Source organism: Caproicibacterium lactatifermentans (assembly GCF_013315815.1).
GTDB lineage: Bacteria > Bacillota > Clostridia > Oscillospirales > Acutalibacteraceae > Caproicibacterium > Caproicibacterium lactatifermentans.
In genome coordinates this window covers 26,537-52,296 of sequence record NZ_CP046051.1, presented here as the reverse complement: position 1 = coordinate 52,296, position 25,760 = coordinate 26,537, and the positions used below count along the sequence as shown (strand labels likewise).

Sequence of the window (25,760 nt, the reverse complement as noted above, 5' to 3'; positions counted from 1 at the left end):
GTACGTCTTTTTTATTAATTCTCTTCTTAATCAAAAAAGTTTTCAACGAAATATGTAGAATGTGTGGAAAACTTTTTTATTTTTCTTCTTTCGCTGTCAGCACACGGTAAATCTCGTTTTTCCGGCGACCACTTTCCGCTGCCGCCTGCTTTGCCGCCGCAGAAGCGGAAAGGCTGTCCTCCGCCATCAGCGTGCGCGCCAAAGCAGTTGCGTCCTCCAACGAAAGCACCTCTTTTTCCGGCGCCGCAGCACCGTGGATAACCAATACAAACTCTCCGCGCGGCGGATTCTGTGCATAGTATTCTGCCGCCTCAGATAGTGTGGTACGCCGCACTTCCTCGTGTACTTTGGTCAGTTCCCGCGCCAGCGCCAGCTCCCGGTCCCCCCATGCGGCAAGCATATCCTGCAAGGTGGCAAGCAATTTATGCGGCGCTTCATAAAACACCATAGTACGGTGTTCATTTTTGACCTCTTCCAAATGTTCCCGCCGACTTTTGCGGTTGACGCTCAAAAAGCCCTCGAATGTAAAGCGGCCGGTTGGAAGACCGGAAACCGCCAGCGCTGTTACCACTGCACTGGGACCGGGCACCGCCGCCACCGGAATGCCGCGTTCCGCAGCCTGCTTGACCAACAGTTCACCGGGGTCCGAAATTGCAGGCATCCCGGCATCGCTGACCAGCGCGCAGTTTTCACCGGCCGCAATGCGATCCAGTATTCCGCCGCCGCGCTGCCACTTATTATGCTCAAAATAACTAATCAATGGTTTTTTAATGCCAAAGTGTGTCAGCAGTTTCAGCGTCACACGGGTGTCTTCGGCCGCGATAAAATCGACACTGCTTAAAACCTGTACCGCACGCGGCGAAAAATCACTCAAATTTCCGATTGGCGTACCAACTATATATAATGTACCACTCACGGGAGTCCCTCCCCATATCTTGCGTTCAAACCGTCCAGCTGTGTCAGGACGTTCGCCTCCTCCAGCAACAGCACCGGCTCCACAGTCAAACCGGGCCGGCCGCCACGGCGTGCCTCCAATAGGAACAGAAACGGCGCTTTTTGCAGCCGGTGCTGTACCATCCGCATCCGCTTCGGTTCCAGGCCTGCTGCCGAAAAGGTCTGGAACGCCTCCGCCATGCGCTGCGGACGCAGACAGCAGAAAAAACTGCCGCCCCAGCGCAGCAGCCGTGCGGCGGCGGCGGCCACCTCTGTCAGTGTACAGCCGATTTCATGATGAGCAGCTGCACGGCTGCCCTGCGGGCTTGGCACACCGTCCCCAACTGGCTGATAAGGCGGATTGCAGGCCACCATATCCAACTGTAGTGGAAGAGGCAAGTCGCTGGCCTTCTGCACGGCAATATTCCGCAGGTCGTATTCCAATACGTGCAGGTGTGTGAAAGCATTCAGCTGCACACTGCGCTGCGCCTGTCTGCACGCTTCCGGTTGTACCTCCAGAGCATAGACCTCACCGGGACAGCCGCGGTTGCACCAGAGCAACGGCACCATTCCACAGCCGGTACCCAGCTCCGCACAGCGTTCCCCATGGCGTGGCATGGAATACTTCGCCAGCAGGATGGTATCTGTTGTAAAGCCGTAACGGCGGCTGACGATAACGTGATGGCCTCCGCCAATGGGTTCCAGCCTTTCTTCGGGGCAGAGCTGCATGGAATTTCGTCCTCTCTTTTTTCGATTGTCCTCTGCTGCACGGACCGCAGCAGGAATATTTTAAAGCAAGAAAAAAAGCGGTGTGCCTGCACACCGCCCTTCTCACTGCAAAAAAGCAGATTAGCCTTCCTGAGGAGCCCCAACAGGGCAGACACCTGCACAAGAACCACAGGAAATGCAAGCATTTTCGTCGATGACGAACTTGCCGTCGCCCTCAGAAATTGCGTTGACCGGGCATTCTGCTGCGCAAGCGCCGCAGGAAATGCAATCACTGCTGATCTGATATGCCATTATAAACACACCTCCATCTTTAATGTATTTGTTATCATTTTATCATACTTTCCCTGAAATGCAAGATAGAATTATTGAAACTGTCAATTATCGCGGCCGCCGCGTATGTTCTCTCGGTTATTTCCATTGGTTTTATCGGCATTGGTCCTACCAGCCTTTTCCTTTGCTCGCTGCCGAGGTCTGGCAGCCGGCAAACGCAGCAGCTTGGTTTCGCTGACTTTGCAGCGGACAGGAGCTCCTTCCGGTGGGGCACTGTCCAAATGCACCTGCAGAACTCCCACCAGCAAACTGACCGCCACAACGGTTCCTTTGCCCTGCGGTGTCTGTACATAGGAACCAACCGGTGGTGTGTTCTGCTGCAGGTCCTGATAAGCTTCCTGCTCATATTTCAGGCAGCACATCAGCCGCCCGCATGTGCCGGAAATTTTAACAGGGTTCAGGGATAGTCCCTGCTCTTTAGCCATTTTAATGGAAACCGGCTGAAACCCAACCAGAAATTGGCTACAGCAGAACGGCCGCCCACACAGGCCCAGCCCTCCCAACATTTTTGCCTCATCTCGTACACCAATCTGCCGCAGTTCAATGCGTGTACGGAACACACTGGCAAGATCCTTGACCAGCTCACGGAAATCCACACGGCCGTCCGCCGTAAAGTAGAAAAGGATTTTATTATTATCAAATGTATATTCTACATCTACCAGCTTCATTTCCAGCTTGTGTGCCGCAATTTTTTTCTGGCAGATGGAAAAAGCACTGATTTCCTTCCGGCAGTTTTCTTCCACCACTTTCATGTCCTCATCCGTTGCCACCTGGATAATCTTGCGCAGCGGCTGCACAATATGGTTCTCGGGGACGTCACGGTTTGGCATGGCAACCTCGCCGCACTCGACACCGCGGGCTGTCTCCACAATGACATGGCTGCCGACTTGAAGCTGTGTTCCTTCCGGGTCAAAGTAATATACTTTCCCCAGATTTTTAAACCGCACACCAATTACTTCCGCCATAGTGCCTCCTTTGCATTCTTTTCAAAGTTCCGGCCTTTTCGCCAGTTTAATGCTCCGCGGCACTGCGCAGCCGTGCACACAGTGTCGTCACCAGCAGCGCCGTATTGGCGTTGCGCTCAGTATCGCCGAGCATTTCCCACGCGGTCTGCACAAATCGATACAGCTGTGCGCGTGTAAACTGCTGTGCCAATTTTTCCGCCGTTTCGGTTTCTCCTGAAACAGCGGTCCCGCCGCTGCGCAGCACCAGCGCATCCCGAAACAGGAGCATCAGTTTTTCCAGCACCGTATGCAGACGCACACGGTCCTTTGTCAGCGGCGCCGTCAGGTACAGCAGCTCGCTTTCCTTTGGACGGCAGACCGCCAGCGCTATTTGTGCCACAAGGCCGTCATCCTGCGGCTGTTCTGTAGCAGAAAGGGTGTAAATCTGTGACCGACTGCGTACCGTATCCAACAGTGACGTAGCTCGGTCACAGGTCAGCAGGAACTGCACATTCGTCGGTGGCTCTTCCAATACTTTCAGCAGGGCATTCTGTGCCTGTGGTGACAGGTTCTGCGCATTCTCCAGAATGAACACTCGTCCGCCCGCTTCGTTGGGACGGATATAGGCGTTGCGCCGCAGCTCAGAAATCTCTTCTTTATGGAAGGACCGTCCAGCTTCACCGCCACCCAGCCGCATAATATCCGGATGACTGCCTGCCAGCGCTTTCCGGCAGCCGGCGCAGTGTCCGCAGGGGCGTTCTTCCGGCGCCAGACAAACTGCCACCTGTGCCAGCCATTTTGCCAGCGCCAACGTCTGCTGTGCATCACCCTCAAAAACCAGCGCGTGGGGCACTCGCCCAGTTTCATAAACTGAAAGCAGAGCTGTCCTTACCGATGGCGGGCACAGCTCCTGCGGCAGACGCAGCTTCACAGCTTTTCAAAGCGGTCAACATCCAATACAAAGACCGTTGCGCCGCCGACAGTCACCTCAATCGGGTAGGTGCCGTACATGGTGCCGTCCGGCGCGCTTGTGCTGGGCATCATCTGGGTACGGCGGCTGCACTGTCTGCGCAGAATCTCAATGACACGGTCCACTTTATCGTTCTGCGTACCCACAATAAAGGTCGTATTGCCGGACTTCAAAAAGCCGCCGGTCGTCGCTAATTTTGTTGCCTGAAAGCCCGCCTTTGTCAGGCTGTTGTTTACCAGAGCGGCGTCGTCATTGCTGACGATTGCAAGTACCAGTTTCATTCTGAGGTTCCCCCTGTCTTTCCGTATGAAAAATATGGTGAAAAACCGGACACTATAGTATGCAAGCCATATCCGGCAGAAAATTCTGTATACGCAAAGATAATGATAATATTTTAAATAATTATAACACACGCAGGGACAGAAAGCCATACCTGCCCAGAAACTGCACCGCCTGCGGCGTGATTTCCTCGCCGGGCATAACAACGGGAATCCCCGGCGGGCAGGGGCAGGCCGCTTCGGCCGCAATACAGCCGGCTGCCCGCTGCAGAGGAACCTCATGGGACGCAGAAAAGACCGCTTTCCGCAGCGGCATACGCACCGGCGGCAGCGCCGGCAATTCCGGCCCGCAGGACAGGGGTTCCCCAACCGGCAGCGCCGCTATCGCCCGTGCGGCGCGTGCAAAATCTTCTCGGATATTCCACGGGGTAGCAATGAGTACCACATAGGCACCGTCCGCCATTTCTGGCTCTACGCCGTTCTGTCGAAAAATCTCCGCCGCCCGTGTCCCTGTCAGGCCAATTTCCGCCGTTTTTAAAGAAAGGCGTGTGGGATCGTCGCTGACGTTTAGAATGCCACGGGACGCCGCCTGCTGTGACAGCTGCTGTACCCGCCGCTGCACCGGTACAAAAGCGTCCGGATGCTCCTGCAAAAAGGCACGGGCAAGGTCTAAACTCGCCATAATCGGATAGGAAGGGCTAGTGGAGGCAAACAGCTGCATGGCTCCCTTTGCGTTCGGTACATATCGTTCCTCACCTATTTGCAGCCATGCACCGCCTGTCAAAACATTCAGCGTTTTGTGTGCGCTGTCCGCCGTCATGCTGGCCCCCTGGTGCAGCGGGTGCAGGTCCGGCTGTGTAAAGGCCAGCTGGGTGCCGTGTGCGTTGTCCACCAGCAGCGGAATGTTCCGCCGGCGGCAGGCAGCGGCCAGTGCCGAAATATCTAACAGACGACCATAATAGTCCGGATTGGTAACATAGCAGGCATCTATCCTATCTGTATTTTTATTTAATATATTAAGTATATTCTTTGGCATAACCCAAAGTGGTGTCAAACCAAGCAAAGCCATGGCATTTACGGCGGTTCGGTGGGCATTGCGTGCGCATAGCACCGTCCCGCCCTGCGGGCAGCTAAGCCGCAGCATTGTCTGGATACACAGGGAACAGCCGCCCGCGGAAAACAGCGTGCGCCGGGCCCCAAACAGTGCCGCTGCCGCCTGCTCCGCCTGCAGGATTGGCCCACTTGCCTCAAAAAGGCTGTCCGTATCCGGCAGTTCCGTATAGTCCAGCTGCAAAAGGTCCGGCGGCAGCGCACCAGCAGCACATTTATGGCCGGGCGTATGGAATGGCGCCCGGTGCAATGCATGGTGGTGGCGCAGGGCCGTATAAAGTGGTGTTTCACTCATGTATGAAAGTCCTTTCTGAAAAAGCAAAAACTGCCGCAGGAATCACCCACAGCAGCCCTTTCCTTAGCTTTTATTCCTCATCGGAGCTGGTATCATCCGTGCTGGTTTTTACCGTCGCCTCACTGGAGTCTTCATTCTTACTGCTGGTATCCGTACCGGTGGTTCCCGCCAAAGCTACCTTGGAAACATCCGGCATATCGCTTTCATATAGGAATGTCAGCGCATCCTTGACCACCCTTTGGTTATCCTTAATCTGCACAACGTCTGCGCTCTGATTGCCGATACTGATAACCGGTGTGTCATAGTTTCCTTCCGCCGGAACCTGATTCTGCTTCATTGGATAGTTCATTACAGTAGGGACCTGCGGCAGCAGGCTGTAAACTTCATTGCGGCTGAAGTTCGTAATGACTTTAAAAAGCACCTTTGTCGCAGTATCTGACAAAGTTTTTAGATTACTGCTCTTAAACTTATTGACAAGGGAAGTGACAACCATGCGCTGCCGCTCCGCACGGCCAACATCGCCGTAGTGTCCGTATACGTTCGGAGCTGTGATGTTTTTTCCGTTCTCGTCATATCCTTCTTGCCGGATACGGCCAAAGTAGTGGGCCTGCGCGCCGTCCAAATGCTGGACGCCGTCCACACCTTTCAGTTTTTCCGCGGTGGAGCCGGAATAGCAGTTAATCAATCCTGCCTCTTTGGCGGTAATGTTGACGTCTACGCCGCCCAATGTGTTGACAACATCGTCGAACACAGAATCCTTGATAACGACATACCGGTCGATATACATACCAAAGTTCAGCTCCAGCGTTTTAATGCAGAGCTGTGCACCGTCGTTGACGCTGGTAATATCCCCAGCCTTTGCTTTGCCGCTGTCCACCGCACTGCAGGCACCGAAATGATAGGCAGCGTTCAGTTTGTTGGAACCATTCCCAGGAATGGCAAGGTAAGTATCCCGCAAGAATGAAGTAATTTTCAGCTTTTTGTGGCGGTTGTCTAAGCTAAGAAGCATCATGCTGTCGGAACGGCCAATCGGGTCATCCTTCTGATAATCGTCCACACCTATTACTAAGATGTTGGTCACGGCCTCATCTTTCAGCAAGCCGTTTACCTGGTTTGCGCCCTTACTGTTGTACTTTGTGCCGGAGTCAACTGTGCTGGCAGTAATCGGCTCGTTGAGGACGCTGTTCTGGTCGCCTACAAACTGCCCTTTCCCCAGAACATTATCCACATAAATACAGCCAACACCGCCCACCAGCAGTGCCAAACTGAGTACCAGAATCAAAATATTGCGGACAAGATATCGTTTTTTCAGGGGTGGCTTTTTCTGCTTTTTCACAACATCAACCCTTCACTGTTGGTTCATTCAAAGGACAAGATACATGATATTCTGTTTCAGTATACTAAAAAACGAGGGCAACAATGTTCTAATAAAGAACTATTTTTGTGTCCCTGCCGAAAAAGGTCATATCTGTTCGTCCAGCGTCAAACTGTAGCTTGGCAAAAATTCCCGCACAAACAGGTTTACTTCCGGCAGCTTCATTTCCGCCAGCGCCGCACGTGTACTTTCCTCTGCACGGCTGAACTCGCTGTTGCCCATACTGCGCTCGTTGACACACTTAATAAGGGCACTCAGTTTATCGGCCGCCTTCACCAACTGCAGCAGTTCCCCGTCGGCTGGGTCGTCCTGCCGCAGCAGAGGCGCATAGTCTTCCCGCAGGTCAGCCGGCAGCAAGCCCAGCAGGTTCCGCTGTGCTTCCCGCTCTACTTTTTCATAGGCGGCATGGATGGCACCGCTGGCGTATTTAACGGGTGTCGGCAGGTCTCCTGTCAAAATCTCCGGTGCATCGTGGTACAGGGCCAGCACCGCTGCGCGCTGTGCGTCCACATGACCGCCGAACCGCCGGTTGCGAAGCGTTGCAAGGGCGTGCGCCAGCACCGCCGTTTCCCAGGAATGCTCACACAAGTTTTCGCTGCGTACATTACGCATCAGGCCCCAGCGCATAATATACCGCATACGCGACAGCTTTGCAAAAAAATGATACATCTGTTTTCCCCTCATGTTGCCCGGCAGGTGCAGAAAGGTTTCTTGACTGCTTCTTGACTGCCTTGTAGTATGTGCAACTTTTTATTGATTATTTTACAGCAAATGGGACTAAAAAAGCAAGTGTTCTTGCTTTTTCTATCTATATAGACGCTAATTTCAATAAATTTTTATACAAAACAGCAATAAAAATCGGGCCTTATGCAGAAAATCTGCATAAGGCCCTGTCTTTTTACAGGAATTTGCGAAAAAAGTTTTATTCTGAAGTTTTTGGCAGCTCCGCAGTTTTATTTTTGTGCCAGCGGTTTCTGTCATCTGTTATATAGACGTACCCACCCAGCAGGGCAAAGCTAGCTACCGTAACCACACCGCCGGCTTTCAGCCCGGGCGTCTGATAGGTAAACCGGATAGTAGAAGTACCCGCCGGCACCTGCACCGCCATAAAGCCAACGTTTACTTTTTGGATAGATGCCGCGGCGCCGTTCACCGAGGCTCTCCAGCCGCCCTCCCACGGCACGCTGAAAAACACCAGCCGCGGCTTATCCGCAGTCACTTTGGCGGTAAAGCCCAGCTTATCCGTTGTAAAGCTGCTGCAGGTCGTGGCCGCGCGGGACCGACAGTCCACAAAGTAGGCCTGCTCCGTGTAGGAAGCCGCACTGATATTGCTGTAATGCGTCAAGGTAGCCTTTGCAGTTGACACATCTTTGTCCTCGACAACCAGCGCTTTCAGCAGCGCCAAGCTGCGGTCTCCCTCCGGCAAGGCGTTATACTCTTTACGGGTAATATAAGAGTCATAGCTGTACCCCATGGGAATAAAATACTGGTTTTCATAAATTTTGCTGCCGTTCTGCGTTGCGTAATACTCCCAGCCGGGCATACGCGCCTGTGAGGTGGCAGAGTCGATAAAGTTCTCCCCGTGGTTGATGGGGTCAAACAGCCACCGGCAGCTCAGAAAGCTGCGCAGCGCATACACATCTGTGCTGGGTCGGCTGCCCACATCGCGCGTAACTCCAACGGTGGGATAAAAATCCATAATGGAGCCGGGAACAATGCTGTGGAACGCCTGAATCGTCGGGCGCTGCCAGTACATGGGGAGATTGTCCATGCCGTCGTACACGTCCAGCCGACAGAACTGCTTGCCGTCGCTTGGCAGGTGAATGTCATCACCCTTGTTCAGCGCATAGGGGATAATCTCATTGTGTGTGTCATCGCTCTGCGTTTTTCCGGTTGTAATGTAGAACAGACTGTAAATAACCGCGATAAATGCTACACCGACCGTAGCCATACGCAGAAATATTTTTTTATGGCGGCGGTAATATCGGAAAATAATAATGAGCAAAAGAAGACTAACCAGCGCAATGGCCACATAAGCCCAGAAGCGGGTGGGGTACTTTTCCAGTCCGTAGGAAATCGTTTGTATTTTCCGGCCGTCGTTGGTATCGGTTCTGGTGATGTTCGGCATTAGACCGATAGAAAGACCGATCGCCAGCGTAATGCCCAATGTCCACCGAATCGCCCGGCCCCAGTCCACATCTGTCCGCTGCAGGCAGGCAAGCGTTGCCAGGACCATCATCAGTACAAGCATATAATACCAACGCGCATAATAAGAAGCGTTGAACAGCTGGAACGCGCTGTTTAAAACTGGCACAAACGCCATAAAGAACAGTACGGTCAACAGTGTTTTATACCATGCTTTTTTGCGGGACTGCAGCGCTGCAATGACGCCGCTCATGCTGAACAGCGGCAGCCATGCTCCCAGTGAAGCCCACTGGCTGTCGCTGTCCGGCGTGAAGTTAGCACGAGCCGGCAGGTCGGGTGGGAAGAAGAAGCAGCTGAAAATATGCAGATAACGCTGGTTGCGGTCATACAGCAGTGCATTCCAGCCGTTGCTGGGGTCATTGACACGGTTGTTTTGTGAAATGGCAAACAGCGTCGGCAGCAGTAGTATGCAGGAACACGCCACTCCCAGAACGGCCTCCACCCACAGTAGGGCAAAGTCCTTGCCGCTGATGCTGCGGTACTGTTCATCATGTGCAAACCAGCGCACCAGCCAATAGATGATGACAAAAACAACCTGTCCCACAAAGAAGTAGTAATTGACAAAGCAGCACAGGAAGGTGCACAGCGCAAACACGCCCCGCCGTCGGTGATACATATATTCGTCCATTGCCCACAGGAACAGCGGGAAGAAAATAATGGCTTCGTGAAAATGATTGAAAAAGACGTTATAAACGGAAAAGCCTGAAAAAGCATACAGCATGCCGCCCAAAACCGCCAAATCGCCGCTTTTGCAGTAACGGCGCAGATAGATGCTGCCGGCCGCGCAGGCGCAGCCGAACTTTAGGATATACAGCGGTCCCATCAAGTAGGGCACCGCTGCGCTGGGGAACAGCATGGTCAGCCAGAAAAACGGGCTGCCCAATAGGTAAAAAGTATAGGAGCCGACAAAATTGGCCCCTAGGTCCGTTGTCCAGCTCCAGCGCCAGTTTCCGCTGCGGATTGCATCGTGGCACATCTGATAAAAGGGCACCTGCTGTACATTAAAATCTCCATAGAAAAGGAAATAGCCCTTATCATAAATCATAAACGGAATAAAGATAACCGCAGCAGTTGCCAACCCCAATAAAAAGGCCCGCAGTATATAGTTGTGCTGCTCCGGTTTCTGCAAACGTTCCAAGTCACCGCCTCCTGCCGGAAATATGAGTATTTTGTTTTCTCATTATAACACAATTCAGGCCGCAGAAAGAAAGGGTTTCCGTTTTTTAGTCCACGGATTTCAGACTCTCCACCATATTGATTTTCTGGAAGCGGGGATACATCAGCAAATCGACCGCGGCCGTGAAGGCTGCCGTCAGCAGCACGCTCCACAAGTAAGACAGCGGGTCAATGGTGCGCGGGAACATACACATATCTATCTCGACCGTGGCAATCACAGCGTGGTGCATCAGCACGCCCAGAAACAGCCCGCCAATACAGCCAAGCGCCGTAAGCACCGTTGTTTCGCGGTAAATATACGCGGCGCTTTCCCGCTCATAAAAGCCCAGCACACGCAGAGTTGCCATTTCCCGTGTGCGTTCCGTAATATTGATATTGGTTAGGTTGTACAGCACAACAAAGGAAAGCATTCCCGCACACAAAATCAGTACTAGAACAATCACATCCAGTGCACGAATCATGTTGTCAAAGGTCGCTGTGATATCGTCCAAAAAGGCCACTGTCTGCACGCCGCTCTGCTGTGTCAGCTTTCGGCTGAGTGTTTCATGTGCACTCTGCGGCTGCACAGTGCTGGCCCACACACCATTCGTTTTCGGCGTTTCACCGGTCACTTTTTGGTAAACAGCCGGTGCAATATAGACATAGTGATAAATATAGTTTTCCGTAATGCCGGTTACCGTAAACGTCCGTTTTTTTCCGCTGCCGTCCGGAACCACCACATGGCCGCCGACACGCAGGCCCAGCCGGTCCGCCAGTTTTTCCGTCACCACCACACTGTTGCTGCCGAAAGCGACCGGGGCGTGTGTCCGGCGGTCCCGCAAATGAACGAATTTTTGAAGGCCCGCCGCATTCTGCAGCACCATCAGATTGCCAGTCATAGACGTTCCGGACGGGTTGGAAATATCCACGGAACGGTTGGTGTACAGCATCCATTTCTGAAACTGCGAGGAGTCCTGCATAATCCTTTTTGCGCCGGTGGAAAGGCCGCCGTCCTGCAGGCTGATGACCGTATTGTACTGGTTGACACTGTAGTATTGGTCATATACCACATGGCGCACACTGTCGCGGATACCGAATCCCGTAAGAATCAGCCCGGTGCAGCCGGCAATTCCAACAACCGTCATAATCAGCCGCTTTTTATAGCGGAACAGGTTGCGCGCTGTGACTTTTGCTGTGAAATTCATGTGTTTCCACAGTGGTGTCAAACGTTCCAGCAAAATTCGGCGGCCGGGTTTCGGGGCCTTTGGCTGCAAAAGCGCCGCCGTTTTTTCGCACAGGACTGCCCGGCACGCACCCCATGTGGACAGCAGGGTAACACCCACCGCCAGCAGGCAGCCTATCAGCGCATAAAATGGGACAACGTGCGCGGTCATGGGCGGCGCGCTGTACATAATGCGGTAAGCGTTCCAACAAACCGGCGGCAGTGTCAAACATCCAATGACAACGCCGGTGACACTGCCCAGCACACTGACCAGCAGTGCATACAATAGGTACCTGCGCGCAATGGACCGCTCCGAAAAGCCCATTGCTTTATAGGCACCGATTTCGATACGTTCTTCTTCCACCATGCGTGTCATGGTCGTCAGCACGACCAGCGCCGCGACCAGGAAGAAAAAGGCAGGGAATAGGCGGGAAATAGACTGCATGCGGTCGGCGTCAAGCGTAAAGCTATGGAAACCGACATTTTTGTCCCGGTCCAGCACATACCACACCGGCATTTTCACCTGCCGCAGCTGCTGTTCACCGTTTGTCAGCTGTTTTTCGGCTGCGGCAAGCTTTTCCTGTGTTTGTGTGCGGCTCTTTTCAAAGGCGGCGCGGTTTTTGCGTACCTCCACCGAGGCAGCATTCAGTTTTTTCTGTCCGGCCTCTGTTTCCGCTTTGGCTGCGGCGAGCTTTTGGGTATTTCGCTGGATTTGCGTTTTTGCCGCAGAAAGCTTTTGTGCAGCCTCCGCCAGCTGCTGTTCCGTGCGCTGCTTTTGGCTTTGGTAGGCGGTCCCACCGCTTGCAAGCTTCGCTTTTTGAGCGGAAATCTGCGTTTCCCCCTCTGCAAGCTTTTTGTGGGCAGCCTGCAGCTTTGGCTGTGCGGCGGCAGCCTGCTTCTCATACTGTTCCTGTGCCCGCTGCCATTTTTCACGATTTTCGTTGAGTTCTTTTTCAGATGCGGCAAGCTGCTGGGTTCCTTTGTCATAGGCTTCTATTTGTTCGCGCAGTGCCGCCGCTTCGGTACTGGCACCCTGTCCGGCCGTCTCCAGCTGGGCAAGCGCCGCCCGCGCCTGTTCCACCGCGGTGGAAGCGCCCTTCAGTTTCTGCCGCGACTGCTCCAGCTGTGTCTGCGCCGCAGTAAGCTTTTGCTTTTGGGCCGCCAGCTCCGTTTTTGCATCTGACAGCTTTGCTTCCTGTGAGGTCAGCTCCGCACGGCTGGCCATTAGTTTCTGCTGTGCCTGTGCCAATGCTTCACGGCCGCTCCGCAGCTGTTCTTCGGCGGCGGTAAAACGGCTTTCTGCCTGCTTTTTTTGCGCTGTATATTCTGTAAGCCCCTGCTGATACTGCGTTTTTGCCTGTGTAAGCTGTTTTTCACCAGCGGCTGTCTGCCGACGGGCCTCTGCTAGCTTTTTTTCGTTTGCCGCTATCTGTGTTTCGGCAGTGGTCAGCTTTTTCTGCGCGGATGCCAGCTGTTTCTGTGCATCCATTTTCTGCGTTTCATAGGTTTTTCGGCTTGCGTCCAGCTTTTTCTGCGCACTGGCGGTCACTTCACTTCGGCGCAGCGGCGCACGCGTTTTGCCCAAAGATGTCAGCGTACTGCACACGGCAGACACCTTTGTTTGATAATCTTCCGTAAAGGCGCTGACTTCTTTTGCATTTTTTGCCGTGACATACATACAGGAATACGCCGATGAAGAAAAAGTCTGTGGCAGCACATACAGATAATGACCGAGCTGTCCGTTGCCGATATTGGTCGTACCCAGCGAAAAGCTGACATATAAAGGTGACTGTATCAGCCCAACAACCTTTAGCTTCGTGTACTTCAGATTTTTCTGCCCATTTTGTTCCTGCAGGGTGATGGAATCCCCGAGGGAAATAGGCATAAGACGCTGACTGTCCAGCACGCATTCCTGCCCATTTTTCGGCCAGCGGCCGGAAATCAGCACGGGGCGGTTCATGACGTTCGCTCCATTCTGCGGCAGTGCATGGACACGTACACTAACGTCCGATTCGCCGATGCGGCTCATGACGTCCTCCACATAAGAGGGCGTTGCCGCCTGCACACCCTGACTTTTCTGCACCGCCTGCACATCCTGCTCGGAAAAGCCAAGCGTGGAAAGCAGCTCCACATCCATGGTATTCTGCTGGTCAAGGTATCCGTCTACCGTACTGCGCATCTGCGGCGCCGCAGAGGAAATGCCCGCAAAAAAACCGGCGCCCAGCGCTACAATCGCAAAAATAGCAAAGAAACGCCGGCCGGAGTGGAAAAAGGAACGCAGGATGGATTTTCCGTATGCCTTCATACTACCACTCTATCCTTTCTGCCGGAAGCGGAGCGGGGTTCCGGGTAACCTTCTGCACTTTTCCCGAATGAATATGAATCACACGGTCCGCCATAGCGGCAAACGCCTGGTTGTGCGTAATGACCACAACCGTGCGGCCGTTGTCACGGCAGGTGTGCTGCAGCAGCTGCAAAACCTGCCGACCCGTCACATAGTCCAGTGCACCGGTCGGTTCGTCGCACAGCAAAAGTTTTGGATTCTTTGCGAGTGCGCGCGCAATGGCCACACGCTGCTGCTCGCCGCCGGAAAGCTGCGCCGGAAAGTTGTCCATTCGTTCGCCAAGGCCCACCCGTTCCAGCACTTTGCGCGGGTTCAGCGGACTGCGGCATATTTGGGAGGCAAGCTCAACATTCTCCAGCGCCGTCAGATTCTGTATCAGGTTGTAAAACTGAAAGACAAAGCCCACGTCATGCCGGCGGTACTCCGTCAGCTGGCGCTCCGTGCAGGCACTGACGTCCCTGCCGTCCACCAGAATCTTACCGGAGGTACAGCTGTCCATGCCGCCCAGCAGGTTGAGTATGGTCGTTTTTCCAGCGCCGCTTGGGCCAACCATAACGACAAATTCGCCCTTTTCTATTTCAAAGCTTACACCATCTGCCGCAGCAGTGACCGTGTCGCCCATGCGGTACTCCTTGCGTACATCTGTAAAGGAAACGTATGCCATGTATTTCCTCCGTTTCGTCTTCAGCCTTTTTTCAGAATTAGTCTGGTTTCACCGGGGTTCAGCGTAATGAGTTTGGAAGCAATGCGCGGGTGCTTCAGCTGCCTGCGCACCATGTCCCGCAGGACCGTGCCCCCGTGGCAGCCGTGAATCACCCGTACCTCCTGCACATCAGCCGGTGTATGGGAAAGCCAGTGTGTTAAAAGGTGCATGGCGCTTTCCCGCGTTTCACCGTGAATGTCCAGTTCTACTACAGAGCCATGCCGGTATTCCGTCATATTCTTTTACTTCTTTCCCTATAGGAACCTTTTGGGAACAGACATGCCCCCAAAAAGGATTTATCCTCTTATTTCTTGTGCGTTTACTACCCTTATTATACTCGGTTCCCCGCCGAAAAGGAATACGATTCAAGCCGCCGCACCTGCAAAAAAGCAGAAACTGTGTTATAATGCTTTTATCCTATTTTTTCGACAAATTCGTTCCTGTACAGAAGGTGAAACCGTGAAAACTGCAGACCTGCGCCGTACCCTGCTTTCTTGCAATGACAGGCTTCTTGAAATTGGCGGGGAGCACTTGTACTACACCCGCGAAACCAACGCTCCGGGCTGTCACCGGCTTTCCCTGCTGGTTTACAGCCAAGCGGCAAAAAGCAGCCGCACGTTGGCTTCCTACCTCATTATGAAACCAGAATACCGAATGCACTCCTTTGCCTTTCCCGACTCTGTCCTTGTCGTCATGGAAAACGGGGACAGTGAAGCATGGATACTGAAGCTAAATAAGCACACCGGTGCAGAAGAGCAGCTTTCCCGCGTGCGCTTTGCCGGAAACTTTGCCGGATGCTGCGCACTGGATGCAGACCACGTCGTTCTGTACTCCCATGCCAGCCGGCGGGACGCCTCTTTGTTTTTGGAATACCGCCGCCACACCGGTTTTGGGCAGGCGGCAAGCCTTTATGACCTGCAAAAGGACTGCTGCTGGTCCATTCGGGACCCGCGTATTTGTGCCGGTGCCCAGCTGATTCCGTTTGATGGAGGCGGTGAGCGCCGGCTGCTGGCCGTAAAAGCATGGGGAACCGAGAAGGAAAAGCAAAAAGCTTTTCTGGAACGTGAGTGGGTTTCCGCCCCTGTCGAGGACCGTGTTTGGCTGTGCACACTGCAGCAGTTTCTCTCCTCCATTGAAGCGGAGTGCCCCGAAGTTCCCATGACCTGCACCCTGCGGGCGGGAATTGATGGTATGGTTCGCTGTGCCGGACAGGACCGGGATTCCTTATATTTCCGCGCCCAATATTTTCCGACACAGGATCAGCAGCTTCTCGCGATAAGCAAACACACCGGCGCGAAGCGCCGGGCCGCCTCCCTCAATCTTTCTCCCTCGGAAAAGGACGCTTCCTTTCTTGCGGAAAACGGACACTTTTTCAAGCTGAGCGACCTGCCGGACGGACGCACCCATGTACAGGGAATTCTAAACAGTACCCTTGACACGGTCTACAGCCGAAGCCTTGGACAGCTGGCCGCCTGTCTGGATGACCGCTGGCTACTGCTGCGTGATATCCTTTGTGACGGAAAGGACAGCCTTCTGTTTTATCACCTGCTGGATACACAAACCGGGCACACCACGGAGCTGGAAGGCCGCTGTGCGGTCCGCAACAATACATTGGTTTTGTTTTAATCTTTGACTGCATACAAAAATGCCGTCCACGGAATTTTCCGGGACGGCATTTTTTACGCTTTTTTACGAAAGCAGTTATTTTTTAGAGGAAGCTGCACTGCTGGCTGCCTTGGAAGAAGCACTGGACGCTTTGGAAGAAGCAGTACTGCTGACTGCTGCCGAGGAAACCGGCGCGGCAGCAGAAGCTGCGGAAGCGGTGCTGGAGGGCGCCGTATAGTAAAGGTCCGCCGTAAACTTCTTTGTTACAGCGTCGTTCCATGTGGCGCCTTTATAGGACTTTGCTTCGTTTTCAATATCCTGGAGAAATGTTTCGCCCTTCAGCGCGTGCAGCAGCTGCAGGCGGTTGTCGCCGTTCTTCAGGAAGGAATCTGTCTTTTCCTTAATGTCGTTTTTCGTTATCAGGACATAGTAGGAAGAGGAAGCTTCCAGCAGACGTGTTTCACCGGCCTTCATTCCCTTCACGGCAGAAATCATATCCGTTGGCAGGGAAGAAGCCACTGTGGAGGAATCCATGTCCCCGGTCATGGCCTGATAAGTGTCGGAGGTTCCGTGGGCGTTGGCAAAGGACGTGCTGGCGGCCTTTAGTGTCGTTTTTCCACCGCGAATCTGGGAAAGGTAGCCGTCCAACTCTTTTTTCAGGGCCGCTTTTTCGGACGCCGTCATCGCTGTTGTTCCGCTGGAAGTGGCGGCGGCGCTGCCGGCTGCGGCAGAGGCAGCGGAGGAAACGGCACCGCTGGATGCGGAAGAAGCCGGCTTTTCCAGCGGCACAAACATATACTCAATGTCTGAGTAGTGCTTTTCAAAATAATCTTTCTGGGTGCTGGTGGGGATTGCCTTGCTTCCGCCGGCGTCATAGGTGCCCATAAAGACCTTGCGCAGCTGATAGATATATTCCGCATACGCCGTCTGGAAAGATGATTCGGACACATGCTTGTCCGCCAGCGTGCTGGAGAACTGCTGTGCCCATGCGTTCTGCGCAGCTTGCTCTACGGCGGAATTTTCAGATGAAGTAAGGCTCAGCTTCATTTGCTTCATCTTGTCGTTCAGGACGAACAGTTCGTTCGTCAGCTGCTTTGCGCGGTCGTTAACCCACGTCATGGCGTCCTTGTTGTCGATTTTTGCTTTTTTCATGTCAGCTGTGGTGGTTTTACTCTGTGCCTCGCTGTAGGCGTTGTAAAGTTCATAGATATAAACACCAGAAGGCAGAGTCAAGTTCGCGGTCTTGGCACACCAGGACTCATCTTTGCCAATGGTGCAGCCGGCGGCGGCACCGACAACCAGCGCACAGGCCAAAACACCAGCCGTAAATCTCTTTAATTTCATTGCTGCTACACTCTCCGATTGTCAGATTTTATGGACTGTATTTCCTGATATACAAAAGCGGATATAACAGATAAATTATACTACACAGAGGTACATTTGTCCATTTGTTTTGCGCTTGCTTTGCTGGATGAACCACTCGGTGCGGCAGGGCTGCTTTCCAAAATGTCTTTCAGCAGTGCCAAAATATCTTCGCCTGGCTGTGGGTGAACCGCAATATAGGGTTTTTGGCCCGCATTAACCAGCACACGGCCGGGATAACGTGCCGACAGCTGGGAAATCCACTGCATATTCAGCTTTTTCTGGTACAGCTGCAGCTGCCCTTGTCCTTCTTTTACTTCGGTTACACCGCACAAACCGGCCATGTTGCGCAATAGGGCAATCTGAATAAGGCCCTGTACACTTTTGGGCGGGTCACCGTAGCGGTCAATCAGTTCATCGGTCACATCCAGCGCGTCCGCATCGCTGCGGATATCCGCAATGCGGCGGTACATTTCCAGCCTGCCGCTGTTGTCACTGATATACGACTCCGAAATATGTGCCTGCAGCGGCAAGTCCATGACGCACTCCTCGCCCTGCGGCGGCGCCTCTCCTTTTTCGGCAGCCACGGCATCGCCCAGCAGCTTTAGGTACATTTCGTAGCCAACCGCCTCCATGTGACCGTGCTGTTCTCCTCCCAGTATATTGCCCGCGCCGCGAATTTCCAAGTCCCGCAGGGCAATCTTAAAACCAGAGCCGAACTCCGTAAACTCACGTATTGCCGATAGGCGTTTCTGGGCAATTTCGGACAGTGCCTTATTCGGCTGGAATGTAAAGTACGCGTAGGCCCGGCGGGAACTGCGCCCCACACGGCCGCGTATCTGGTGCAACTGTGACAGGCCCATTCGGTCCGCGTTGTCAATAATTAAGGTATTGGCATTCGGCACATCTACGCCGGTTTCAATGATAGTGGTACAGACCAGTACATCAATTTCGTGGTCTATCAGCTGCCGCCATACTTCCGAAAGTTCCTGTTCGCTCATTTTGCCGTGACCAATGCCAATGTGTGCCTCCGGCACACGGGCCTTCAGCCGTGCTGCCACACGCGTGATGGAAGCAACATCATTGTGCAGCCAGTAAACCTGCCCACCGCGGCGCAGTTCCCGCCGGACGGCGTCTGCCAAAACGCCCTCATCGTGCTCCATGACATACGTCTGCACTGGATGACGGTCATGGGGGGCTTCCTCCAGAACGCTCATGTCCCGAATGCCGGACATGGCCATGTCGAGGGTACGCGGAATCGGCGTTGCCGACAAGGTAAGCACATCGACATTGTTGCACAGGTGCTTGAGTTTTTCTTTTTGTGCCACACCAAAGCGCTGTTCCTCATCGATAATTACCAAACCCAAGTCGCGGAACTCCACATCTTTGCTGATGAGCCTGTGTGTGCCAATAATCAAATCAATGCTGCCATGGTGCAGCTTATCGATAATCTTCTGCTGCTGTTTAGGGGTACGGAAGCGGGACAGCAGCTCAATATTGACAGGGAAGCCCTCCATACGGCGCAGGGCAGTTTGATAATGCTGCCATGCCAAAATGGTCGTCGGCACCAGCAACGCACACTGTTTGCCGTCACAAATACATTTGAATGCCGCGCGCAGAGCAACCTCTGTTTTGCCAAAGCCCACGTCCCCGCAAAGCAGCCTGTCCATGGGTGCCTGCTTCTCCATGTCTGCCTTAATTTCCTCAACGCAGCGCAGCTGGTCATCGGTTTCATCAAACTCAAACCGGCTTTCAAAGTCACGCTGCATATCGCAGTCGGGGGAGAAAGCAAAGCCTTTTGCCTGCATACGCGCTGCATACAGCTGAATCAATTCTTTTGCCATATCGCGCACCGCACGGCGGACACGCGTTTTGGTTTTTTCCCATTCGGTGCCGCCCAGCCGGTGCAGATGCATGGAAGCGTCCTCCCGCGGCCCAATGTAGCGGCTGACAAGGTCCAGCTGTGTCACCGGAACATACAGGATATCTCCCTTGGCATACTGAATTTTCAGATAATCTTTCACAATACCGTGGGTATCTATTTTTTGTATACCCTGATAAATACCAATGCCGTGGCTTTCATGCACAACATAATCCCCCGGCTGCAGCTCAGACAGAGAACTAAGCGGGCGGCTGTTTTTGCTGTGCTTTTTGCGGCGGCGGCCGTCGGACTGCAGCAGCCGGCCATGCGTAAGAATTCCCAAAAAGGCACCGGGCCATTCCGCGCCAGCTGAAAGGGAGCCGGGCAGCACTGCGACCGCACCGCGCGCAATTTCCTGTGTATCCTCTGTATAGTAGGCGTTAATGCCCGCGGCAAGCAGGTCGGTCACGATGGTATGCGTGCTGCGCTCATTGCCGGCCAATACCGCACAAGACCATTTTTTGCGCAGCATTTCGGACAGGTCCTCGGTCAGCACCTGCACGGAACCTCCCCAAACGGAAAGCTGACGGGCTGTAAAGTTGAGCAGTGTCTGAACAGGAATCTCATAACTGCCGCGGGCAAAGGTATCCAGAAAAATGGTATCCCGCTTTTCAAAATAGGACAGTGCGTCGGTCCATGTTTGATTGTAATCGTCTAAATGTCTGCACAGCACGCCCTCCTCCAGATACCCTTTCAGGTCCTCGTTCCAGTGCAGCTGCGCTGTGCGCATTTTTTCTTTAACATTGACGGTTTCACTGACAAATAAAAGGTCGTTTTCTGCGCAATAGTCAAGCAGGCAGGCTGGCTGGTCATACAGAATCGGCAGGAATTTGTCCATGCATGAAAGGGCCACACCCTGTTCCAGAGAATCAGCCTGTTCCTGTAAAATTGGCCGCGCGAGCGGTGCATTTTTCCCCCGCAGAGAAGATGCAATCCTGCGCAGCCGCGCTGCCAGCGAGGCTGTATTATCCGCCAGGGCTTCCGCTGCCGGAGATATGCAGACACTGTCGACTGGAACCGTTCGCCGCTGTGTTTGTGTATCAAAAGAAGAAAGCGTGTCGATTTCGTCTCCCCAAAATTCCGCACGCACGGGGGCACTGTTTCCCGGTGAAAAAAGATCCAAAATGCCGCCGCGGCGGGCAAACTGGCCAGGGCCTTCCACCTGTGCCGCACGCTCATAGCCACAGTTCAGCAGCAGTTTTTCCACTTTCTCCGGAGCAACGGTATCTCCGGGCGCAAGGGTTCGTGTGCGCTTGCGCAGTTCCTCCGGTGGAATGGTATCCTGCAGGGCGCCGTCGATACAGCAGATAACGGCATCACAGCCGCCGGCCGTCAGGCGGGACAGCACCTGCAGTCGTTTGTGTTCATATTCATGGGAAGCGGTTTCATCGCCGCGCAGCGTAAAGTCCCTCACCGGATAATACAGGGCACGCATTCCCTGCGCAGAAAGGTCACCTGCCATCCGATTTGCCTCCGGTTCGTCGCCGGCAATAAGGAACACCCGGCGGCCGGTATGCACCCACAGAGAATAAATCAGGTTTGCCTTATGGATGCCGGACAATCCGGTAACCGCCGCCGGAAACCTATGCTGGCGCACAGCCTCCAGCAAAGTCTGATATTCTCCCATATGGGAAAGGGCATTTGCAATAAATTTCATAGTGCTCTCCTGTTCTGTCAAGCATAAAACAATAGGTCCATTTTTCCTGTCGAAAAGGCAGAAAGTCAGATACTCATATTTTTTTGCAGTTCTTGGGGCCTTATGGTATAATAGAGATTAAAATTTATAAGTTTCCAAGTTTAAATGCTTACTGCTTTAAAGCAGTGTTCTGAGGGGGATTTTTATGGAAGAGAAACAAAAAAGCCGTGCATCCTTTACCAGCCGTATCGGTTTTGTGATGGCGGCGGCCGGTTCTGCGGTAGGTCTGGGGAACATCTGGCGCTTTCCGTATCTTGCGGCAAAGTACGGAGGCGGCGCCTTTCTGCTTGTGTACATCATTTTGGCTGTCACCTTTGGTTTCAGTCTGATGATCGTAGAGTTCGCTATTGGCCGTAAAACGCATATATCCGCTATTGAAGCGTATGGCAAGCTGGACCACCGCTTCAAGTGGCTGGGATACCTTGCCTCCATTGTGCCGATTATTATTCTGCCGTATTACTGCGTTATCGGTGGCTGGGTTTTCAAGTATTTTGGTGTCTTTATTTCCGGCCAAGCCGGTGCTTCCTCAAAAGACGGCTTCTTTTCAAATTACATTGGTCAGACAGCGGAGCCCATTGTCTGGTTTATGGTCTTTATGATTGCAACGGCCATCATCGTTATGCTTGGTGTGGAAAAAGGCGTAGAAAAAGTCAGCCGCACCCTGATGCCTCTGCTGCTCATCCTGAGTATTGTCACGGCCGTGTATTCCCTGACACTGCCAAACGCCATGGCCGGCGTCAAATATTATCTGATTCCGGACTTCTCCCATTTTTCCGTCAATACCGTGCTTGCGGCACTCGGCCAGCTGTTCTATTCCCTGAGCCTCGCCATGGGTATTACCGTTACATACGGTTCTTACTGCAGTAAGAAAGACGATTTGGAAGTATCTTCCACACAGGTAGATATCTTTGATACCGGTGTTGCTCTGCTGGCCGGCCTGACGATTATTCCAGCCGTATTTTCTTTCTCCGGCGGCAGCCAGGCACAGTTGCAGCAGGGCCCCGGGCTGATGTTCGTCATGCTGCCAAAGGTATTCAGCAGCATGGGCTTCGGTGGAGTCATTGCCGGTGCGGCATTCTTCCTGTTGGTACTGTTTGCGGCCTTAACCTCTTCGATTGCACTGATGGAAACGGTTGTGTCCATTTTTCAGGACAAACTGCACATTGGCCGCATGGCAGCCTCCATACTGACACTGGCAATTTCCGTGGTGCTTGGCCTTTTGTCTTCGCTGGGCTTCGGCGCGCTATCCGGTGTAACCCTGTTCGGCTTTGATTTCCTAGACTTCTTTGACTTTATCAGCAACAGCATTCTTATGCCGCTGGTCGCTCTGTTCACCTGTATCCTGGTCGGCTGGGTTGTTGGCATGAAGACGATTGACGACGAAGTAACCATCAGCTCGAAGTTCCGCCGTGAAAAGCTGTGCAATGTCATGATTAAATGGATTGCGCCAATCTTTATTATTCTGATTCTGGTTTCCAGTGTGCTGAACTCCCTGGGAATTATTAAGCTCTGACCGTTCTGTCTAGCTAAACGGAAAACGCCGTACACTGCATTCTACAGTTGTGCGGCGTTCTTTATACGCTTTTTACAGCTTTCTTTAACCTTTTCCGTTATAAAGATTCATGGCCTCCACCATTTTGCCATTGACCAGCAGCTCCGCTGCCTCAGCCGCGTGCTGAAAGCTCTGTTGCATTTGTTGGCTGTCCTCGTTCGAAAAACGGCTGAGAACCCAGTCCGCCAAATCCCACTGCGGCGTCGGCTTGGCACCGATGCCGATTTTCACGCGGGGAAATTGGTCACTGCCGGCAAGATAAATGATATTTTTCATGCCGTTGTGCCCGCCGTCGCTGCCCTTTCGGCGAAGACGCAGCCGGCCGCAGGGGAGAGAAATGTCGTCAAAGAAAATAATGGTGCGTTCTGGCGGCAGCTTATAAAAGCGCATGGCCGCGGTCACGCTCTGGCCGGACAGATTCATATAGGTAGAGGGCTTCAGCAGCAAAACTTTTTTGCCGCCCACCACAGCTTGGGCGCACTGTCCCTGAAACTGCAGCTTATCTATGGAAACGCCGGCTTTCTTTGCAATGGTATCCAGTGCCATAAAGCCGGTATTGTGCCGGGTACCCTCATACTGGCTGCCGGGGTTGCCCAAACCGGCCAGTATCCACTCGACCGGTCCCGCAGAAAAGGAATTTTTAGAAAATAACATAATATACGATGCCTCAACACAAAAGGGGCTGCCGCGGACGGCACCGGTTTTTCGGTGCTTTGCGGCAACCCTGTTCTTTTTTATTTTGTAATTTTAATGCATTTTTAAGCGAAAATTAAATAAACATCGGAGAAACCGGTTTATCCTCATAGATGCGCTCGATTGCTTCGGCAAAAGTCGGTGCAGTCGGCAGCACTGTGATTTTATCAATGCGCTTTTCCGGCGGCAGGGGAATGGTATCCAGCAGAACAACTTCCTTCAGGACAGAATCCTGCAGGCGCTGAATGGCCGGGCCAGAGAGAACGCCATGGGTTGCGCAGGCAGTGACGGAAACCGCGCCGTGTTCCATGATGGCCTGTGCCGCATTGCACAGTGTACCGGCAGTATCAATCATATCATCGACGATAATGACCTTTTTGCCTTCAACGGAACCGATAATGTTCATGACTTCGCATTCATTGGCACGCTGACGGCGCTTGTCAACAATGGCCATAGGGGTGCCGATGCGCTCCGCAAAATCACGCGCACGTGTGACAGAACCCAAGTCAGGGGAAACGACAAGGTAATCATCCACATGGTCACCCAGACGTTCTTTCATAAAGGAAGCAAGCAGCGGTGCTCCGCGCAGGTGATCAACCGGAATGTTGAAAAACCCCTGAATCTGCGCCGCGTGCAGGTCCATGGTCAGCACACGGTCGGCGCCGGCAGTTTCAATAATATCGGCACACAGTTTTGCACTAATCGGGTCACGGGCCTTTGCCTTGCGGTCCTGGCGGGCGTAGCCGAAGTGCGGAATGACAGCCGTAATGCGGGCAGCCGAAGCGCGCTTCATGGCGTCAATCATAATCAGCAATTCCATAAGGTTGTCATTAACCGGAGAGCAGGTGGACTGCACAATAAAGCAGTCGGAACCGCGCACCGATTCCTTCAGAGAAACGGAGATTTCGCCGTTGCTGAAAGTGGTGACTTCACTTTTGCCCATGGGCAGGCCGAGGCATTCACTAATCTGCCGCGCCACGTCCGGGTTTGCGTTTCCAGCAAAAATTTTGATATCCTTGCCGTGAAAATTCATTTCTTTTCCCCCTGTTTTGAAACAATCATTTGTCTTTTTGCCTTTTGGCATCTTTTTTCCGCAGGAAACAAGTCACCGCAAAGCGTGCCTTTCCACCGAAAAAGTGCCCCCTGCTATTCTTTCCATCTATTTTGTGTACAGGCCAAAAAGGCCCGCACGCACAAGCAGGGTGCTCCACCGCTGAAGCACCCTGTTGTTGACAACTATCGCAGTACAGAATAGGGTTCTAAAATCTCCCCTTCTGCAACTTTTTTATTGTAAACCTGCACGGAGTTAAGCAAAACGTGGTCTTCCACATACGCGTTTTGCAGGATTGTATTAGGTCCAATGGTGCAGTCCTGCCCCACCGAGGTAGTCCCCTGCAGGATACTTCCCGGTAAAATGCAGGAATATGCGCCAATTTTGACATCTGGTCCAATAATAACGCCGTCTGTGCAAGGGATGGCAATGCCTTCCGCCATGTGCCGGTGCAGAACGCGCTCCCGTGCGATTTGGTTCAGCTGATACAGCTGTATGCAGTCGTTCGCACCCAAAACTGCAGCTGAGTCTTTCGCCGGAAACACGCTGACCTGCCTGCTGCGGTGAAGCAGCGCAATGGCGTCCGTTAGATAATATTCACCCTGGGCGTTGTCGCTGGTAATATCGTCCAAAACGCTCAGCAGGTCATCCACAGCAAACCAATAGGAGCCGGAATTGATTTCATTAATTTTTTGTTCTTCCGAACTGGCGTCCTTCTGCTCCACAATCGCAGAAAGGAGCTGTGTTGCTGGGTCACGAACAATTCGGCCGTAACCTGTGGGGTTTTCAACTTTCGCCGAAACGACGGTTGCAGCATTGTGACTTGCATCGTGCATCTGTCGCGCATCCGATATGGTTTCCGCTGACATAAACGGTGCGTCGCCGTTTAAGACCAGCACCTGACCGCCGTGGTGTTTTTCCAAAAAAGCGCGGGCCGTCATAACCGCATGGCCGGTGCCTCGGCGCTCCCTTTGCAGGACACACCGTACAGGATGTGCAGCAAACGAACCAGCATTAATCTTTGCAAGATATGCTTCCAGCTGTTCGTGGCGGTGTCCCGTCACACAGCAGATGTCCTGAATGCCGGCTGCCTGCACGGCATCCAGCACCCAGCGCAGCATTGGCTTAAATAGTACCTCGCACAGCACTTTTGGGCGGTCTGCCTTCATGCGCTTACCTTCCCCTGCAGCCAGAACCACTGCACAGTATCGTTCTCCCATTATGCCCATAAAACCTCCCGGGCAGACGGGCCTCAGCCCGCCAGTTTTTTGCTGTCAGTAAAGAAAG

At 53.2% G+C, this 25,760-nt stretch carries 20 protein-coding genes; 2 read left to right on the top strand and 18 right to left on the bottom strand.

Translation table 11 applies throughout. The annotated features are described in order from the left end of the window. Positions 1-76: 76 nt before the first annotated feature. The 13 genes from rsmI to GJQ69_RS00160 all read right to left on the bottom strand — a co-directional run bounded on the left by rsmI (position 77) and on the right by GJQ69_RS00160 (position 14,829). Positions 77-916 carry a 16S rRNA (cytidine(1402)-2'-O)-methyltransferase gene (gene rsmI, locus GJQ69_RS00220; RefSeq protein WP_174192578.1) on the bottom strand — a complete coding sequence of 280 codons (840 nt, stop codon included), beginning with the start codon at positions 914-916 and terminating at the stop codon, positions 77-79. Continuing rightward, entirely contained in the window at positions 913-1,662 is a 750-nt protein-coding gene (locus GJQ69_RS00215; RefSeq protein ID WP_086034854.1) for a tRNA1(Val) (adenine(37)-N6)-methyltransferase, read from the bottom strand. The genes rsmI and GJQ69_RS00215 overlap by 4 nt, the downstream gene beginning before the upstream one ends. Positions 1,663-1,782: 120 nt before the next feature. Then, positions 1,783-1,953, bottom strand: a complete 171-nt coding sequence (locus GJQ69_RS00210; RefSeq protein WP_086034853.1) for a DUF362 domain-containing protein — start codon at positions 1,951-1,953, stop codon at positions 1,783-1,785. A gap of 83 nt (positions 1,954-2,036) precedes the next feature. Next, positions 2,037-2,957 carry a PSP1 domain-containing protein gene (locus tag GJQ69_RS00205; RefSeq protein ID WP_086034852.1) on the bottom strand — a complete coding sequence of 307 codons (921 nt, stop codon included), beginning with the start codon at positions 2,955-2,957 and terminating at the stop codon, positions 2,037-2,039. 46 nt (positions 2,958-3,003) lie between these two features. Further along, entirely contained in the window at positions 3,004-3,867 is an 864-nt protein-coding gene (locus GJQ69_RS00200) for a DNA polymerase III subunit (RefSeq protein WP_086034851.1), read from the bottom strand. Continuing rightward, positions 3,864-4,187 (bottom strand): cyclic-di-AMP receptor, encoded by a 324-nt coding sequence (locus GJQ69_RS00195; RefSeq protein ID WP_086034850.1) that lies wholly within the window; start codon positions 4,185-4,187, stop codon positions 3,864-3,866. Before GJQ69_RS00195 ends, GJQ69_RS00200 begins: the two co-directional genes overlap by 4 nt. Before the next feature lie 121 nt (positions 4,188-4,308). After that, entirely contained in the window at positions 4,309-5,589 is a 1,281-nt protein-coding gene (locus GJQ69_RS00190; RefSeq protein ID WP_086034849.1) for an Orn/Lys/Arg family decarboxylase, read from the bottom strand. A 70-nt stretch (positions 5,590-5,659) separates the two neighbouring features. Beyond that, the gene (locus tag GJQ69_RS00185) at positions 5,660-6,925 is read right to left on the bottom strand and encodes an LCP family protein (RefSeq protein ID WP_086034848.1); all 1,266 of its coding nucleotides are present in this window, start codon (positions 6,923-6,925) and stop codon (positions 5,660-5,662) included. A gap of 126 nt (positions 6,926-7,051) precedes the next feature. After that, positions 7,052-7,633, bottom strand: coding sequence for a 5'-deoxynucleotidase (gene yfbR / locus GJQ69_RS00180; RefSeq protein ID WP_086034847.1), 582 nt, complete (start codon positions 7,631-7,633; stop codon positions 7,052-7,054). 253 nt (positions 7,634-7,886) lie between these two features. Beyond that, positions 7,887-10,307 carry a YfhO family protein gene (locus GJQ69_RS00175; RefSeq protein WP_236849693.1) on the bottom strand — a complete coding sequence of 807 codons (2,421 nt, stop codon included), beginning with the start codon at positions 10,305-10,307 and terminating at the stop codon, positions 7,887-7,889. An 85-nt stretch (positions 10,308-10,392) separates the two neighbouring features. Next, positions 10,393-13,851, bottom strand: coding sequence for an FtsX-like permease family protein (locus GJQ69_RS00170; protein ID WP_174192576.1), 3,459 nt, complete (start codon positions 13,849-13,851; stop codon positions 10,393-10,395). Position 13,852: 1 nt separating this feature from the next. Further along, complete coding sequence (locus tag GJQ69_RS00165) at positions 13,853-14,554, bottom strand: ABC transporter ATP-binding protein (RefSeq protein WP_086034845.1); 702 nt, start codon at positions 14,552-14,554, stop codon at positions 13,853-13,855. A gap of 20 nt (positions 14,555-14,574) precedes the next feature. Next, positions 14,575-14,829 (bottom strand): Smr/MutS family protein, encoded by a 255-nt coding sequence (locus GJQ69_RS00160; protein WP_086034844.1) that lies wholly within the window; start codon positions 14,827-14,829, stop codon positions 14,575-14,577. A gap of 223 nt (positions 14,830-15,052) precedes the next feature. Between GJQ69_RS00160 and GJQ69_RS00155 the strand changes: the two genes are divergently transcribed. Next, on the top strand, positions 15,053-16,219 hold the full coding sequence (locus GJQ69_RS00155) for a hypothetical protein (RefSeq protein WP_157658868.1): 1,167 nt from the start codon (positions 15,053-15,055) through the stop codon (positions 16,217-16,219). A gap of 75 nt (positions 16,220-16,294) precedes the next feature. Here the strand turns inward: GJQ69_RS00155 and GJQ69_RS00150 are convergent, their stop codons facing one another. Both GJQ69_RS00150 and mfd read right to left on the bottom strand, forming a co-directional pair. Continuing rightward, positions 16,295-17,542: a hypothetical protein gene (locus GJQ69_RS00150; RefSeq protein ID WP_174192574.1), complete on the bottom strand. Its 1,248-nt coding sequence runs from the start codon at positions 17,540-17,542 to the stop codon at positions 16,295-16,297. An 80-nt stretch (positions 17,543-17,622) separates the two neighbouring features. Then, positions 17,623-21,138: a transcription-repair coupling factor gene (mfd, locus tag GJQ69_RS00145; protein ID WP_086034841.1), complete on the bottom strand. Its 3,516-nt coding sequence runs from the start codon at positions 21,136-21,138 to the stop codon at positions 17,623-17,625. 184 nt (positions 21,139-21,322) lie between these two features. Here mfd and GJQ69_RS00140 point away from each other — a divergent pair, with 184 nt between their 5' ends. After that, on the top strand, positions 21,323-22,690 hold the full coding sequence (locus GJQ69_RS00140) for a sodium-dependent transporter (RefSeq protein WP_174192573.1): 1,368 nt from the start codon (positions 21,323-21,325) through the stop codon (positions 22,688-22,690). 84 nt (positions 22,691-22,774) lie between these two features. On the opposite strand, the gene pth is transcribed toward GJQ69_RS00140, so the two are convergent. From pth to GJQ69_RS00125, 3 genes are all read right to left on the bottom strand, one after another. After that, on the bottom strand, positions 22,775-23,383 hold the full coding sequence (gene pth, locus GJQ69_RS00135; protein ID WP_086034839.1) for an aminoacyl-tRNA hydrolase: 609 nt from the start codon (positions 23,381-23,383) through the stop codon (positions 22,775-22,777). A 115-nt stretch (positions 23,384-23,498) separates the two neighbouring features. Further along, positions 23,499-24,455, bottom strand: a complete 957-nt coding sequence (locus GJQ69_RS00130) for a ribose-phosphate diphosphokinase (protein ID WP_086034838.1) — start codon at positions 24,453-24,455, stop codon at positions 23,499-23,501. 203 nt (positions 24,456-24,658) lie between these two features. Beyond that, positions 24,659-25,702 carry a sugar phosphate nucleotidyltransferase gene (locus GJQ69_RS00125; protein ID WP_236849692.1) on the bottom strand — a complete coding sequence of 348 codons (1,044 nt, stop codon included), beginning with the start codon at positions 25,700-25,702 and terminating at the stop codon, positions 24,659-24,661. Positions 25,703-25,760: the final 58 nt, after the last annotated feature.

Coding starts and splice junctions, on each gene's coding strand:
- mfd (WP_086034841.1), bottom strand. CDS start 21,138: ATGAAATTTATTGCAAATGCCCTTTCCCATATGGGAGAATATCAGACT.
- GJQ69_RS00140 (WP_174192573.1), top strand. CDS start 21,323: ATGGAAGAGAAACAAAAAAGCCGTGCATCCTTTACCAGCCGTATCGGT.
- GJQ69_RS00170 (WP_174192576.1), bottom strand. CDS start 13,851: ATGAAGGCATACGGAAAATCCATCCTGCGTTCCTTTTTCCACTCCGGC.
- GJQ69_RS00125 (WP_236849692.1), bottom strand. CDS start 25,702: ATGGGCATAATGGGAGAACGATACTGTGCAGTGGTTCTGGCTGCAGGG.
- GJQ69_RS00195 (WP_086034850.1), bottom strand. CDS start 4,187: ATGAAACTGGTACTTGCAATCGTCAGCAATGACGACGCCGCTCTGGTA.
- GJQ69_RS00205 (WP_086034852.1), bottom strand. CDS start 2,957: ATGGCGGAAGTAATTGGTGTGCGGTTTAAAAATCTGGGGAAAGTATAT.
- GJQ69_RS00160 (WP_086034844.1), bottom strand. CDS start 14,829: ATGACGGAATACCGGCATGGCTCTGTAGTAGAACTGGACATTCACGGT.
- GJQ69_RS00210 (WP_086034853.1), bottom strand. CDS start 1,953: ATGGCATATCAGATCAGCAGTGATTGCATTTCCTGCGGCGCTTGCGCA.
- GJQ69_RS00150 (WP_174192574.1), bottom strand. CDS start 17,542: ATGAAATTAAAGAGATTTACGGCTGGTGTTTTGGCCTGTGCGCTGGTT.
- GJQ69_RS00130 (WP_086034838.1), bottom strand. CDS start 24,455: ATGAATTTTCACGGCAAGGATATCAAAATTTTTGCTGGAAACGCAAAC.
- yfbR (WP_086034847.1), bottom strand. CDS start 7,633: ATGTATCATTTTTTTGCAAAGCTGTCGCGTATGCGGTATATTATGCGC.
- GJQ69_RS00190 (WP_086034849.1), bottom strand. CDS start 5,589: ATGAGTGAAACACCACTTTATACGGCCCTGCGCCACCACCATGCATTG.
- GJQ69_RS00215 (WP_086034854.1), bottom strand. CDS start 1,662: ATGCAGCTCTGCCCCGAAGAAAGGCTGGAACCCATTGGCGGAGGCCAT.
- pth (WP_086034839.1), bottom strand. CDS start 23,383: ATGTTATTTTCTAAAAATTCCTTTTCTGCGGGACCGGTCGAGTGGATA.
- GJQ69_RS00165 (WP_086034845.1), bottom strand. CDS start 14,554: ATGGCATACGTTTCCTTTACAGATGTACGCAAGGAGTACCGCATGGGC.